Source organism: Streptomyces sp. 2P-4 (assembly GCF_030167965.1).
In the GTDB taxonomy this organism is placed as follows: domain Bacteria; phylum Actinomycetota; class Actinomycetes; order Streptomycetales; family Streptomycetaceae; genus Streptomyces; species Streptomyces globosus_A.
The window spans coordinates 729944-745600 of the sequence record NZ_CP095011.1 but is presented as its reverse complement, the minus strand read 5'-3'; the positions used below and the strand labels follow the sequence as shown (position 1 = coordinate 745600).

Sequence of the window (15657 nt, the reverse complement as noted above, 5' to 3'; positions counted from 1 at the left end):
CCGGGCAGTCCTGGCCGACCGCCTCGCCGCCGTCAGCGCCGGCCCGGCCGAAGCCGGCACGGACGTCACCGGCATCGTGTCGCTGCTCGCCGCGGACGAGGCGCCGAGCCCGGCCGTGCCCGCGCTCACCGGCGGGCTCGCCCTGACCCTCTCCCTGGTCCAGGCCCTCGGCGACACCGGAATCGGCGCACCCCTGTGGTGCGTCACCCGGGGCGCCGTCTCCACCGGCCGCGCCGACCGGCTCACCCGGCCCGTGCAGGCCCAGATCCACGGCCTCGGCTGGACCGCGGCCCTGGAGCACCCCGACCGCTGGGGCGGTGTCATCGACCTGCCCGACACCCCGCTGGACGCCCGGGGCCGCGAACGCCTCGCCGCCGTCCTCACCGGGACGACCGGCGAGGACCAGCTCGCCCTGCGGCCCTCGGGCGTCATGGCCCGGCGCATCGCCCGCGCCGCCGCGGGCCGGGCCGCCGCGGGCAAGGACGCCTGGCGTCCGCGCGGCACCACCCTGATCACCGGCGGCACCGGCACCCTGGCCCCGCACCTGGCCCGCCGGCTCGCCGGGGAGGGAGCCGAGCACCTCGTCCTCACCAGCCGGCGCGGCGCCGACGCGCCCGGCACCGCCGAACTGCTCGCCGAACTCCACGCGCTGGGCTGCGAGGCGGAGTTCCGCAGCTGCGACCTCACGGACCGCGCGGCCGTCGCCGCCCTCCTGGAAGGCCTGACCGCCGACGGCCGCACCGTACGGACCGTCGTCCACACCGCCGCCGTCATCGAACTGGCCTCCCTGGAGGAGACCGGCCCCGAGGCATTCGCCAGGGTCATCGACGCGAAGGTGACCGGAGCCCGCCACCTGGACGAGCTCCTCGACGACGACCAGCTCGACGCGTTCGTCCTGTACTCCTCCACCGCCGGCATGTGGGGCAGCGGCCGGCACGCCGCCTACGTCGCCGCGAACGCGTACCTCAACGCCCTCGCCGAGCACCGCCGGGCACGCGGCGCCCACGCCACCTCCCTCTCCTGGGGCATCTGGTCCGACGACCTCAAGCTCGGCCGGGTCGACCCCGGCCAGATCCGCCGCAGCGGCCTGAACTTCATGGACCCGCAGCAGGCCCTCACCGGGCTGCGCCAGGCCCTGGCCGAGGACGCGCACGTCCTCACCGTCGCCGACATCGACTGGGACCGCTACCACCCGGTGTTCACCTCCGGGCGGCCCACCGCCCTGTTCGAGGACATCGCCGAGGTGCGCAGGCTGGAGCACCAGGCCACCGAACGGCCGACCGGAGACAGCGAGTTCACCGCCCGACTGCGGGCCCTGCCCGCCGCCGAGCAGGACCGCGCGCTCCTGGACCTCGTACGCTCCGAGGCGGCCACCGTCCTCGGCCACGCCTCCCCGGACACGCTGTCCGAGCAGCGGGCCTTCCGCGACGTCGGCTTCGACTCGCTGACCGCCGTGGACCTGCGCAACCGGCTGTCGGCCGTGACCGGGCTGTCCCTGCCCAGCACCATGGTCTTCGACTACCCCAACCCCGTCTCCCTGGTGGGGTTCCTGCGCACCCAGGTCGCCGGCGCACCCACCGGGACTCCGGCCGCGGCCGCCGCCGCGGCGCCGCCCGCCGACGACGAACCCATCGCCGTGATCGGCATGAGCTGCCGCTACCCGGGCGGGGTCGCCTCCCCCGAGGACCTGTGGCGACTGGTCGCCGCCGGGGCCGACGCCATCGGCGACTTCCCCCTCGACCGCGGCTGGGACGCCGACGGGCTCTACGACCCCGACCCGGACCGGCCCGGCAAGACGTACTCGACGCGCGGCGGATTCCTGGACTGCGCCGCCGAGTTCGACGCGGGTTTCTTCGGCATCTCGCCGCGCGAGGCCCTGTCGATGGACCCGCAGCAGCGCCTGCTGCTGGAGACCTCCTGGGAGGCTTTGGAACGCGCCGGGATCGACCCGAACAGCCTGCGCGGCAGCCGCACCGGCACCTTCATCGGCGCCAGCTACCAGGACTACACCTCCGGCGGCTCCGCCCAGGACGGCGCCGAGGGCCACCTGATCACCGGCACCATCCCGTCCGTGCTGTCCGGGCGGATCTCCTACACCCTCGGCTTCGAGGGCCCCGCCGTCACCCTCGACACCGCCTGCTCCTCCTCGCTGGTGGCCCTGCACCTGGCCTGCCAGTCGCTGCGCAGCGGCGAGTCCGCGCTCGCCCTCGCGGGCGGCGTCAGCATCATGGCCACGCCCAACGCCTTCGTCGGCTTCAGCCGGCAGCGCGCCATGGCCGCGGACGGGCGCTGCAAGGCGTACGCCGAGGCGGCCGACGGCATGAGCCTCGCGGAGGGCGTGGGCCTGGTCCTCGTCGAACGGCTGTCCGACGCCCTGGCCAACGGCCACCGCGTCCTCGCCGTCATCCGCGGCTCCGCCGTCAACCAGGACGGCGCGTCCAACGGCCTGACCGCCCCCAACGGGCCCTCCCAGCAGCGCGTCATCCGCCAGGCCCTCGCCAACGCGGGCGTCGCCGCCGCCGACGTCGACGCCGTCGAAGGCCACGGCACCGGCACCCGCCTCGGCGACCCCATCGAGGCCCAGGCGCTGATCGCGACCTACGGCCGGGAGCGGGACGCCGAGCGGCCGCTGCTGCTCGGCTCGGTCAAGTCCAACATCGGCCACACCCAGATGGCCTCCGGTGTCGCGAGCGTCATCAAGATGGTCATGGCCATGCGCCACGGCGTCCTGCCCGCGAGCCTGCACATCGACCGGCCCTCCAGCCACGTGGACTGGACGGCGGGCGCGATCGAGCTGCTGACCGGGGAACGGGAGTGGCCGCAGACCGGCCGTCCGCGCCGCGCGGCCGTGTCCTCCTTCGGCCTGAGCGGCACGAACGCCCACCTCGTCCTGGAGCAGGCCCCGGCCGCGGAGCCCGAGCCGCAGGAGGAGGCCGCCCGGCCGGCGGGCGTGGTCCCGCTCCTGCTGTCCGGCCGGACCGAGGCCGCGCTGCGCGCCCAGGCCGGGCGCCTGCTCGACGCGGTCACCGGCAGGCCGGAGGCGTTCGCGCTGCCCGCCCTGGGACGCGCACTGGCCACCGGCCGCGCCGCCCTGGAGCACAGGGCCGCCGTCGTCACCGGCACCCGCGAGGAGTGCGTGCGGGCCCTGACCGCCCTGCGCGACGGTCTGCCGGACTCCGCCCTGCTCACCGCACGGGCCGCCGCGCGCGGCCGGACCGCGTTCCTCTTCACCGGACAGGGCGGCCAGCGCCCCGGCGCGGGCCGCGAACTCTACGAGCGGCACCCGGCGTTCGCCGACGCCCTGGACGCCGTACTGGCCCTCTTCGACCGCGAACTGGAGCGGCCGCTGCGCGAGGTGATGTTCGCCGCGCCCGGCAGCGCCGAAGCCGCGCTGCTCGACGACACGGCCTACACCCAGCCCGCCCTGTTCGCCCTGGAGGTGGCCCTCCACCGGCTCCTCGAGTCCTGGGGCGTCCGCCCCGGCCACCTGGCCGGGCACTCGGTCGGCGAGCTCGCCGCCGCGCACGTGGCAGGGGTGTTCTCGCTGGAGGACGCCTGCACCCTGGTCGCCGCGCGGGGCCGGCTGATGTCGGACCTGCCCGCCGGGGGCGCGATGGTCTCCGTCGAGGCCGCCGAGGACGAGGTGGCGCCGCTGCTGGCCGGCCACGAGGACCGTATGTCCCTCGCCGCCGTCAACGGCCCCCGGTCCCTGGTGCTGTCCGGTGACGAGGAGCCGGTCCTGGAGCTCGCGGCGCGCTTCGCCGCGCAGGGCCGCCGGACCCGGCGGCTGCGGGTGGGCCACGCCTTCCACTCGCCGCACATGGATCCGATGCTCGACGCCTTCGCCAGGGTCGCGCGCGGAATCTCGTACCACGCTCCGACGACCCCCCTGGTGTCGACCGTGACCGGCCGACCGGCCGACCCCGAGCGGCTGTGCACCCCGGAGTACTGGGTCGAGCAGGTGCGCGCCACGGTCAGGTTCGCCGACGCCGCCCGCCGCCTCGCCGAGCTGGGCGCCACCGTGCTCCTGGAACTCGGCCCCGACGCCGTCCTGAGCGGCGCGGCCCGGGAGTCCGTGGCCGACGAGCGGGTCACCGCCGTCCCGGTCCTGCGCCGGGACCGCGCGGAGGCGGAGGCGGTCGCCAGGGCCGTGGCCGCCCTGCACCTCGGGGGCGCACACGCCGACTGGGAGGCGTTCTTCCCCGCAAGCGGCGCCGCCTGCACCGCCGCGCTCGACGAGCTGCCGACCTACGCCTTCCAACGCCGGCGCTACTGGCCGGAGGCCGGCCCCGCCGGTACGGAGGGGCCTGCCGCCGACCCGGTGGACGCCGCGTTCTGGGCGGCCGTCGAGCGGGCGGACCTGTCCGCGCTCGGCGCCGACCTCGGCCTGGACGACGCCACCCTGACGGCCGTCGTGCCCGCCCTCACCTCGTGGCGCCGCAAGCGCCGCGCCGAGTCCACCGTCGACGGCTGGCGCTACGGCAGCACCTGGAAGCCGCTGCCCGCCGCCCCGGCCGCGGGCACCACGCTCGCCGGCACCTGGCTCTGCCTGGTGCCGGCCGGCGGGGACGGCGGCGAGGAACTGCTCGAACGCCTCGGCGGCGACCGGTTCACCCTCACCGTCCCGCACGGTGAGACGCGCGCCGACCTCGCCGAGCGGCTGCGCGAACTGCCCGCGGCAGGAGAGCGGTTCACGGGCGTACTGTCCCTGCTGGCGCTCCAGGACGAGGGCCTCCTGCCGACGGCCACCGCCGTCCAGGCCCTCGGAGACGCCGGCATCGAGGCCCCCCTGTGGTGCCTGACCCGCGGCGCCGTCAGCGTCGGCCGCTCCGACCGGCTCGGGCAGCCCGGCCAGGGCGCCGTCTGGGGCCTGGGCCGCAGCGCAGCCCTGGAACACCCCGAGCGCTGGGGCGGCCTGCTGGACCTGCCCGAGACCCTCGACGAGCCGGCCGCACGCCGGATCGCCGGACTGCTCGCGCAGAGCACCGGTCCGGGCCGCTCCGGCGGCGAGGACCAGGTGGCCGTGCGCGCCGCGGGCGTGTACGCCCGCCGGCTGACCCGCCTCCCGCTGGCCGACCGCGCCGACGTACGCCCCTACGCTCCCACCGGCACCGTCCTCATCACCGGCGGCACCGGCGGGATCGGCGCGCACCTCGCCCGCCGGCTCGCCGCCCGCGGCGCCGCACACCTGCTGCTCGTCAGCCGGCGCGGTGCCGAGGCGCCCGGCGCCGTGGAACTCGGTGAGGAACTCGCCGCGCTGGGCGCCCGCGCCACCCTGGCGGCCTGTGACGTCTCCGACCGCGACGCGCTCGCCCGCGTCCTGGCCGGGATCCCGGCGGACCTGCCGCTGACCGCGGTCTTCCACACGGCGGGCGTGGTCGAGGACGGCGTCCTCGACACGCTCACCCCGGAGGCGTTCGCCGCCGTACTCGGCCCGAAGGCCACGGCGGCACGGCACCTGCACGAGCTGACCCGCGAGACGGACCTGGCGGCCTTCGTGCTGTTCTCGTCCACCGCGGCGAGCCTCGGTGCCGCCGGACAGGCCAACTACGCCGCCGCCAACGCCTGCCTCGACGCCCTCGCCGAGCACCGGCGCGGGCAGGGCCTGCCCGCGACCTCGCTGGCCTGGGGCCCCTGGGCGGGCACCGGCATGGCCGGTGACGGGACCGGTGTCGAAGCCCGGGTCCGCCGGGGCGGATACGCCCCCATGGACCCGGAGCTCGCGCTCGACGCGCTGACCCAGGCCCTGGACCACGGGGGCCCCGCCGCGCTGACCGTCGCCGACATCGACTGGGCCCGGTTCGCCCGGGTGCTGACGGCGGTCCGGCCCAATCCGCTGATCTCCGACCTCGCCGAGACCCGGGGCGCCGCCGCCCCCGCGCAGCCGGCCGCGGGAGACGAGAACGGCCTGCGGCAGCGGCTCACCGCCCTGCCCGCGGCCGGCCGAGCCAAGTTCACCCTGGACTTCCTGCGGGCCCAGGTGGCCGCCGTGCTCGGCCACGCCGACGCCGCCGCCATCGGCGCCGACCAGGCGTTCGCCGACCTCGGCTTCGACTCGCTCACCATCGTCGAACTGCGCAACACCCTCGCCGCGACCACCGGTCTGCGGCTGCCCGCGACCCTCGTGTACGACCACCCGACCCCGCACGACCTCGCCGCGCACCTGCTCGCCGAACTGCTGGGCGGTGCGGACGGCGAACCCGCACCGGGGGCGCCGGCCGGCACCGCCGCCGACCACGACGACGACCCGGTCGTGATCGTCGGCATGGGCTGCAGGTTCCCGGGCGGGGTCGCCTCGCCCGAGGACCTGTGGCGGCTGCTGGCGGCCGGCGAGGACGCCATCTCGGCGTTCCCCGCCGACCGCGGCTGGGACCTCGACAGCCTCGCCCGGGGCGGCTCCGCCACCCTGGAGGGCGGCTTCCTCGACGGCGTCGGCCACTTCGACGCCCGCTTCTTCGGCATCTCGCCGCGCGAGGCCCTCGCCATGGACCCGCAGCAGCGCCTGCTGCTGGAAACCTCCTGGGAGGCCCTGGAGCGGGCCGGCATCGCCCCGGACTCGCTGCGCGCCAGCTCCACCGGGGTGTTCATCGGCACCAACGGCCAGGACTACACCTCCGTCCTGCGCCGCGGCACCGCCGACGTCCAGGGCCACGTCGCCACCGGCAACACCGCCAGCGTGATGTCCGGCCGCCTCTCCTACACCCTGGGCCTGGAGGGCCCGGCCGTCACCGTCGACACCGCCTGCTCCTCCTCGCTCGTCGCCCTCCACCTCGGTGTCCGCGCGCTGCGCGGCGGCGAGTGCTCCCTCGTCCTCGCCGGCGGTGTGTCGGTGATGTCGAGCCCCGACGCGTTCGTCGAGTTCTCCGCACAGGGCGGACTGGCCCCCGACGGCCGCTGCAAGGCCTTCTCCGACGCGGCCGACGGCACCTCCTGGTCGGAGGGCGCGGGCGTCCTCGTCCTGGAACGGCTCTCCGACGCCCGCCGCCACGGCCACCCCGTCCTCGCCGTGGTGCGCGGCGCCGCCGTCAACCAGGACGGCGCCAGCAACGGGCTGACCGCCCCCAACGGGCGCGCCCAGCAGCGGGTCATCCGCCAGGCCCTGGCCGACGCGGACCTCGCGCCCGCCGAGGTCGACGCCGTCGAGGCGCACGGCACCGGCACCCCGCTCGGCGACCCGATCGAGGCCGGCGCGCTGATCGCCGCGTACGGGAAGGACCGGGAACGGCCGCTGCTCCTCGGCGCCGTCAAGTCCAACCTGGGCCACACCCAGGCCGCCGCCGGCATGGCCGGCGTCATCAAGATGGTCATGGCGATGCGGGAGGGCGTCCTGCCGCGCACCCTGCACGCGGACACCCCGTCCACCCACGTGGAGTGGGACGGCGAGGCCGTCACCCTGGTCCGCGAGGAGCAGGCCTGGCCCGCGACCGGGCGCCCGCGCCGGGCGGGTGTCTCCGCCTTCGGCGTCAGCGGCACCAACGCCCACGTGATCGTGGAACAGGCGCCGCCCGCGCCCGACGCGGACGCACCCGCCGTGGTGCCGGCCGCGGCACCGTGGGTGGTGTCCGCCAGGTCCCGGGCCGCGCTCGACGCCCAGCTGGCGCAACTGGCCGCACGCACCGGGGAGCCGGCGCTGGACGTCGGCTTCTCGCTCGCCGCCGGACGCACCCACCTCCCGCACCGGGCCGTGCTCGTGGCGGGAACCGAGGTCGCACGCGGCACGGCCGAGGAGCGGTCCCTCGCGGTCCTCTTCTCCGGCCAGGGCTCACAGCGCCTGGACATGGGGCGCGAACTGTACGGACGCTTCCCCGTGTTCGCCGAGGCCTTCGACGCCGCGTGCGCCGCACTGGACCGGGAACTGGACCGCCCGCTGCGCGAGGTGGTCTGGGGCACGGACGCGGCGCTCACCGACCGCACCCAGTACGCGCAGGCCGGGCTGTTCGCGGTCGAGGTCGCGCTGTACCGCCTGGTGGAGTCGCTCGGCGTACAGCCCGAGTACGTCGCCGGCCACTCGGTCGGCGAGGTGGCGGCCGCGCACGTCGCGGGCGTCCTCACGCTCGCCGACGCCTGCACCCTGGTGGCGGCCCGCGGCCGGCTGATGGAGGCCCTGCCCGAGGGCGGCGCGATGGCCGCGCTCCAGGCGACGGAGGACGAAATCCGGCCGCTGCTCGGCGCGCAGGTGTCCCTCGCCGCCGTGAACGGACCGGCCTCGGTGGTCGTCTCCGGCGCGGCCGACGCGGTCGAGGCCGTACGCGCCGAGTTCGCGGGCAGGGGCCGCAGGACGACCCGGCTGCGGGTCTCGCACGCCTTCCACTCCCCGCTGATGGATCCGATGCTGGACGCCTTCCGGAAGGCCGTCTCCGCGCTGTCGTTCTCCGCGCCGCTGCTGCCGCTCGTCTCGAACGTGACGGGCGGGCTCGCGACGGCGGACCTCGTGTGCGACCCGGAGTACTGGGTCCGGCACGTCCGCGAGACCGTCCGCTTCGCCGACGGCGTCCGCGCCCTCGGCGAGGCGGGGGCCACCGCCTTCCTGGAACTGGGCCCGGACGGTGTCCTCGCCGCCCTCGCCGCGCAGAGCCTGACCGGCGGGGACCCCGTGGTCACCCCGGCCCTGCGCGCGGACCGGCCCGAGGAGTCCGCGTTCGTCACCGCACTGGCCCGGCTGCACGTCGCCGGCGTACGGGTCGACTGGACCCGCCTGTACGAGGGCACCGGCGCCCGGCGCACCGACCTGCCCACCTACCCGTTCCAGCGCGAGCCGTACTGGCCCGAGCCCGCGGCCCTCCCCGCGACCGGGCAGACGGCGCAGGAGCAGAACGCGGACGACGCCGCCTTCTGGGCGGCGGTGGAACGGCAGGACCTGCCCGGACTCTCCGCCACCCTCGGCCTGTCCGGGGACGAGGCGGCCCTGTCGGCGCTCCTGCCCGCGCTGTCCGAGTGGCGTCGCGGCCGCGACGAGAGCGCGGCGGTGGACGGCTGGCGCTACCGGGTGGTCTGGAAGCCGGCCGACGCGGCCCCGGCCGACGCCCTCACGGGCAGCTGGCTGGCGCTCGTCCCGCAGACCCACGCGGACGACGCGTGGGCGGCCGGGATCACGGACGCCCTCGGACCGGACGCGGTACGCCTCGTGGCCGACCCCGCCGACACCGAGGACCTCGCGGCACGGCTGGCCGGACTCGACCGGCGGTTCGACGGCGTGCTGGCCCTGCTCCCCGCCGCCTCCGTGATCCCCGGCGTGACGGCCGCCCTCACCGCGGCCGGTGTCGAGGCACCGCTGTGGTGCGTCACCCGGGGGGCGGTGGCCGTGGGCCGTGCCGACCGGCCCGCCGATCCGGCGCAGGCCGCCCTGTGGGGCCTCGTCCGGGTCGCGGCCCTCGAAGACCCCGCCCGCTGGGGCGGACTGCTCGACGTGACCGAGGTGCCCGACGCACACGCGGCCGCCCGGCTGCGCTCCCTGCTCGCCGCCGGCCCCGGCGGCGAGGACCAGCTGGCACTGCGCCCGTCCGGCGCCTACGCCCGCCGTCTCGTCCGGTCCTCGGCCGCAGGCCGGGCGTCCGCAACCTGGACCCCGTCCGCAACCGTGCTCGTCATCGGCGACGCCGCCGAGTTCGGCGGCCACACCGCCCGCTGGCTGGCCCGCCAGGGCGCGGACCACGTGCTGCTCGTCGGCACACGGGAACCGGACGCGGCCCTCGCCGACGAACTCGGCGCCCGGCTCGCCGGGCACGGGGCGGCCCTCACCGTGGCCACCGCGGCTCCGGACGACCGGGGAGCGCTGACCGCCGCCCTGTCCGCGCTCCCGTCCGACCGGCCGCTCACCGCAGTGGTCCACACCGGGTACGGCCCCGGACCGACCGGACCGGACCTGGCCCGGGCAGGCGTGGAGACCCTCGAAGGGGCACTCGACGACGTCCTCGGAGACCGGGAACTGGACGCCTTCGTCCTGTTCACCTCGATCGCCGGCGTCTGGGGCGTACGCGGCCAGGGCACGGGAGCCGCGGCGAGCGCCTGGCTCGACGCCTTCGCCGAACGCCGCCGCGCCACCGGCCGGGCCGCCCTCGCCGTGGCCTGGGGAGCCTGGACCGGTCTCGCCGACGACTCCCTCGACCGGCACCTGCGGCTCAGCGGGCTGCCCGCCATGGACCCCGAGCGGGCCCTGGCCGCCATGCGCCGGGCCACCGGCGACGAAGCGGCGGCCGTGGTCGTCGCGGACGTGGCATGGGAACGCTTCGCGCCGGCCTTCGGGCAGTCCCGCCCGAGCAGGCTCTTCGCCGCGCTCCCCGAGGCCCGCGCCGCACTGGCGCCCGCCGAAGGACGGACCGGTGCAGGCACGGACACGGAGACCGGCACGGGCGCCCTGGCCGCGCTGCGCGCCGAACTGCTCGCCAGGCCCCGGGGACCCGAACGCGACGAGGTGCTGCTGGCCCTCGTACGCCGCGAAGTGGCCGCCGTACTCGGCTACCGGGACCTGGAGGACATCCCGGCCGGCCAGGCCTTCAAGGACCTCGGCTTCGACTCGCTCACTGCCGTGGACCTGCGCAACCAGCTCGCCAAGGCCACCGGCCTGACCCTCCCGGCCACGCTCGCCTTCGACCACCCCACTCCGGCGGCCCTCGCCGCGCAGCTGCGCGCCGAACTGCTGGAGGAGGGGGACGACGACGCGCCGGCCGCCACAACCGCCGGCGAGGCCGCCGAAACGGCCGGGGACCCGATCGTCATCGTGGGCATGAGCTGCCGCTACCCCGGCGGCGTACAGTCCCCCGAGGACCTGTGGGAGCTGCTGCGCGCCGAGGTCGACGCCATCGGCGCCTTCCCCGCCGACCGCGGCTGGGACCTGGACCGGCTTGCCCACGGCGACGCCGACGGCCGCGGCCGCAGCGTCACCCAGAACGGCGGCTTCCTCTACGACGTCGCCGACTTCGACGCCGCCTTCTTCGGCATCTCGCCGCGCGAAGCGGTGGTCGTCGACCCGCAGCAGCGGATCGTGCTGGAGGCGGCCTGGGAGGCCCTGGAGCGGGCCGGCGTCGACCCGCACACCCTGCGCGGCGGCGACACCGGCGTGTTCATCGGCGGCGGCAGCGGCGACTACCGGCCCGCCATCGGCCAGCTCGGCCACGTCGAGACCGCCCAGTCCGCCAGCCTGCTCTCCGGCCGGCTGTCGTACACCCTCGGCCTGGAAGGGCCCTCGGTGACCGTCGACACCGCCTGCTCGTCCTCCCTGGTCGCGCTGCACCTGGCCGCGCAGGCCCTGCGGGCCGGGGAGTGCTCCATGGCCCTCGCCGGCGGTGTGACCGTGATGTCCAGCCCCGTCGGGTTCGTCGAGTTCGGCGAGATGGGCGCCCTGTCCCCGGACGGCCGCTGCCGGGCCTTCGCCGACTCGGCGAACGGCACCGGATGGTCGGAAGGCGTGGGCGTACTCGTCGTCGAACGCCTCTCCGACGCCCGCCGCCGCGGCCACGAGGTGCTGGCCGTGCTGCGCGGCTCCGCCGTCAACCAGGACGGTGCGAGCAACGGCCTCACCGCGCCCAACGGCCCGTCCCAGCGGCGCGTCATCCGGCGCGCCCTGGCCAACGCCCGGCTCACCGCCGCCGAAGTCGACGCCGTCGAGGCGCACGGCACCGGCACCAAGCTGGGCGACCCGATCGAGGCCCAGGCACTGCTGGCCACCTACGGCAGGGACCGGGACGCCGGCCGGCCGCTCCTCCTCGGCGCCGTCAAGTCCAACATCGGGCACACCCAGGCCGCGGCGGGCGTCGCCGGAGTCATCAAGATGATCACGGCGATGCGGCACGGCGTCCTGCCGAAGACCCTCCACCTGGACGCGCCCTCCTCGCACGTCGACTGGACCGCCGGCGCGGTGGAACTCCTCACCGAGGAGACCGCCTGGCCGCACACCGGCCGCCCGCGCCGCGCCGGCATCTCCGCCTTCGGCGCCAGCGGCACCAACGCCCACGTCATCCTGGAACAGGCAACCGACCCCATGCAGGACGCACCCCTCACCGAAGCACGGCAGGAACCGGAGCCGGCGGTCACCGCCGGCACGGCCGCCGGGCGCATCCCCGTGCCCGTCTCGGCCGCCACCCCCGACGCACTCCGGGCCCAGGCCGCCCGCCTGCACGCCCACGTCACCGGACGGCCCGCCCTCCCGGTCACCGACCTCGCCTACTCCCTGGCGACCACCCGTTCCTCCTTCGACCACCGGGCCGCCGTCCTCGCGGGCGACCGGGACGAACTCCTCGCCGGCCTCGCCGCCCTCGCGGACGGCCGCACCGGACCCCGCGTCCTGCGCGGCGAAGCCGGCGCCCGCAGCCGCAAGACCGCCTTCCTCTTCTCCGGCCAGGGCGCCCAGCGCCCCGGCGCCGGCCGCGAACTGCACGCCCTCCAGCCCGTGTTCGCACGCGCCCTCGACGAGGTGACCGCCCGCTTCGACCTGGAGCTCGACCGCCCGCTGCGCGACCTGCTGTTCGCCGAGGAGGGCACCCCCGAGGCCGCCCTGCTCGACCACACCGGCTACACCCAGCCCGCCCTGTTCGCAATCGAGGTGGCCCTCTACCGGCTCGTCGAATCCTGGGGGCTGCGCCCCGACTTCGTCGCCGGGCACTCCGTCGGCGAGATCGCCGCCGCCCACGTGGCGGGCGTGTTCTCCCTCGACGACGCCTGCACCCTGGTCGCCGCCCGCGCTCGGCTGATGGCCGCCCTGCCCGGCGGCGGTGCGATGGCCGCCCTCCAGGCGACCGAGGACGAGGTGCGCGCACACCTCACCGAAGCCGGAGCCGGAGGCCACGGCGTCTCGGTGGCCGCGGTCAACGGCCCCCGGGCCGTCGTCATCGCCGGCGACGAGGCGGCCGTGGACCGGATCGCCAGGAGCTTCGCGGACACCGGCCGCAAGACTAGGCGTTTGCGGGTCAGCCATGCATTTCACTCCGTGCACATGGACGCCATGCTCGACGACTTCGCACGAGTGGCCCGGGGCATCACCTACACCGCCCCGAGCCTTCCCCTCGTGTCGAACCTGACCGGGGAACCGGTCGACGCCGCGCTGGTGTGCACCCCCGACTACTGGGTGCGGCACGTCCGGGAGACCGTCCGGTTCGGCGACGGGCTGCGCGCCCTCGCCGCCCGCGGCGTCACCCGCTTCCTCGAACTCGGCCCGGACGCCACCCTGTCCGCCCTGGCCCAGGACACCGACGGCGCGCACAGCGCCACCTCCGTGACCGCCGTACCGGCCCTGCGCAAGGGACGACCCGAGCAGGACACCCTCCTGACCGCCGTCGCCCGGCTGCACGTCGAAGGCTGCGCGCCCCACTGGCCGTCCGTCTTCACCGGGACCGGCGCCCGCCGGGTGCCGCTGCCGACGTACGCCTTCCAGCGCGCGCGGTACTGGGCCCACGGCAGCCCGGCCACGGCCACTGCGGTGGCCGCCACGGCCGCCGGAACGGACGACGCCTTCTGGACCGCCGTACGCTCCGAGACCCTCGACTCGCTCGCCGGGACCCTCGACGTCGACAGCGACGCACTGTCCAAGGTGCTGCCCGCCCTGGACGACTGGCGCCGCCGCCGCGCCGAGGACGCCACGATCGACGGCTGGCGCCAGCACATCACCTGGCAGCCGCTCACCGGCACCCGCGGCCGCACGGCACCGCCCGCGGGGACCTGGCTCGCCGTCCTCCCCGCCGCGCACGCCGCCGACCCCTGGGCGGCCTCCGCCATCGGCCGGCTCGGCCCGGACACCGTCCGCTTCGAGATCGCCCCGGACACCGACGCGGACCGGGAACGCATGGCGAAGCGACTGCGCGAGCTGGCCGCCGTCGCGGGCGGAGAGTTCACCGGGGTGGTCTCCCTCCTCGCCCTCGACGAGACCGGCGAGGTCCCGCGGGGCGTGGCACTGACCGCCACCCTCCTCCAGGCACTCGGCGACGCCGGACTGACCGCACCCCTGTGGTGCCTGACCCGGGGCGCGGTCGCCGTGACCCCCGGCGAGTCGGTACCGGGCCTCGCCCAGGCCGCCGTCTGGGGCCTCGGACGGGTCGCCGCCCTCGAACACCCGCAGCGCTGGGGCGGTCTGGTCGACCTCCCGGCCGACCTCCCCACCGACCCCGCGGCCCTCGACCGGCTCACCGCCTTCCTCGCCTCACCCGACGGGGAGGACCAGGTCGCCGTCCGAGCCGGAGCACTCCACGGCCGCCGGCTGAGCCCGCTCACGGCCCGCCCCGCACCTGCCACCGCGCCCGCCCGCACCTGGGATCCGGAAGGCACCGTCCTGATCACCGGCGGCACCGGGGCCCTGGGCGCACACGTCGCCCGCCGCCTCGCCGCCGCCGGAGCCCGCCACCTGGTCCTGCTCAGCCGCAGCGGCCCGGACGCCCCCGGCGCCGCCGCCCTGCGCGCCGAACTGGCCGAAGCAGGCGCCGACGCCACCCTCACCGCCTGCGACGCCGCCGACCGCGAGGCGCTGTCCGCCGTCCTCGCGGCCATCCCGGACCGGGCGCCGCTGACCGCCGTCGTCCACACCGCCGGCGTACTCGACGACGCGGTCGTCGACAGCCTCACCCCGGACCGCTTCACCGCCGTCTTCCGCGCCAAGGTCACCTCCGCGCTGCTCCTCGACGAGCTCACCCGGGACCTGGACCTGAAGGTGTTCGCCCTGTTCTCCTCCGCCTCGGCGGCCGTCGGCAACCCCGGACAGGGCAACTACGCGGCGGCCAACGCCGTCCTCGACGCCCTCGCCGAGCAGCGCCGCGCCCGCGGCCTCGCCGCCACCTCACTCGCCTGGGGCGCCTGGGGCGGAGCGGGCCTGGCAGCCGGCGACCGGGCGGCCGGAGCCGCCCACCGGGCCGGCATCCGGCCCCTGGACCCGGACCTCGCCGTCACGGCCCTGCGCCGCGCGGTCATGGAGCCCGAGCCGACCACCGTCATCTCCGACGCCGACCCCGGCCGGTTCGTCCACGCCTTCACGGCCGTGCGGCCCAGCAAGCTGCTCGCCGGCCTGCCCGTGCCGCAGGCCGCGGACACGGCCGGCCCGGCGGCAGCCCCGGCGGTCCCGGAGCAGCGCGCCGCACTGGCCGCCCTGCCCGCGGGCCGGCGCGGAGCCGCGGTGCTCCACCTCGTACGCACCCGGGCCGCCGAGGTCCTCGGCCTCACCGGACCCGAAGCCGTCGGGGCGGAGAAGGCCTTCCGCGACCTGGGCTTCGACTCCCTCGGCGCCGTGGAGCTGCGCAACCAGCTCACCGCCGCCACCGGCCTGGACCTGCCCGCCACCCTCGTCTTCGACCAGCCCACCCCGGCCGAGCTCGCCGAGCACATCGCCCGGCGGCTCGACCCGACGGCGTCCGACGACGCCGCCGAGTCCCAGGACGTGGACCAGGCACGGCTCCAGGCCCTGCTGGCCTCCGTGTCCGTGGACCAGCTGCGCCGCATCGGCGTCCTCGAACCGCTGCTGCGGCTCGCCGCCGAGCACGGCCGGAACGACGGGCCCGCAGACGAGGCGGACAAGACGCCCGAGTACGCCGACTCCATCGACGCGATGGACGTGGACGCGCTCGTCAACGCAGCCCTCAACACACCCTCGTCCGACCCGAACGCCCACCAGACACCCGACCTCTCATCCGTACCGGCCCACCGCGACGAACCGCAGGGCCGACGGAGCTGACGGAGCAGAAC

1 protein-coding gene (running past one end of the window) is annotated in these 15657 nt (G+C 76.6%); it reads left to right on the top strand.

What is annotated here, in order from left to right:
* Window positions 1-15646 carry the 3' portion of a type I polyketide synthase gene (locus MUK52_RS03015; protein WP_284574479.1) on the top strand. Its footprint begins 12965 nt before the window's first position, so 15646 of the gene's 28611 nt are visible here — the last part of the coding sequence; the start codon falls outside the window, past its left edge; its stop codon occupies window positions 15644-15646.
* Window positions 15647-15657: the final 11 nt, after the last annotated feature.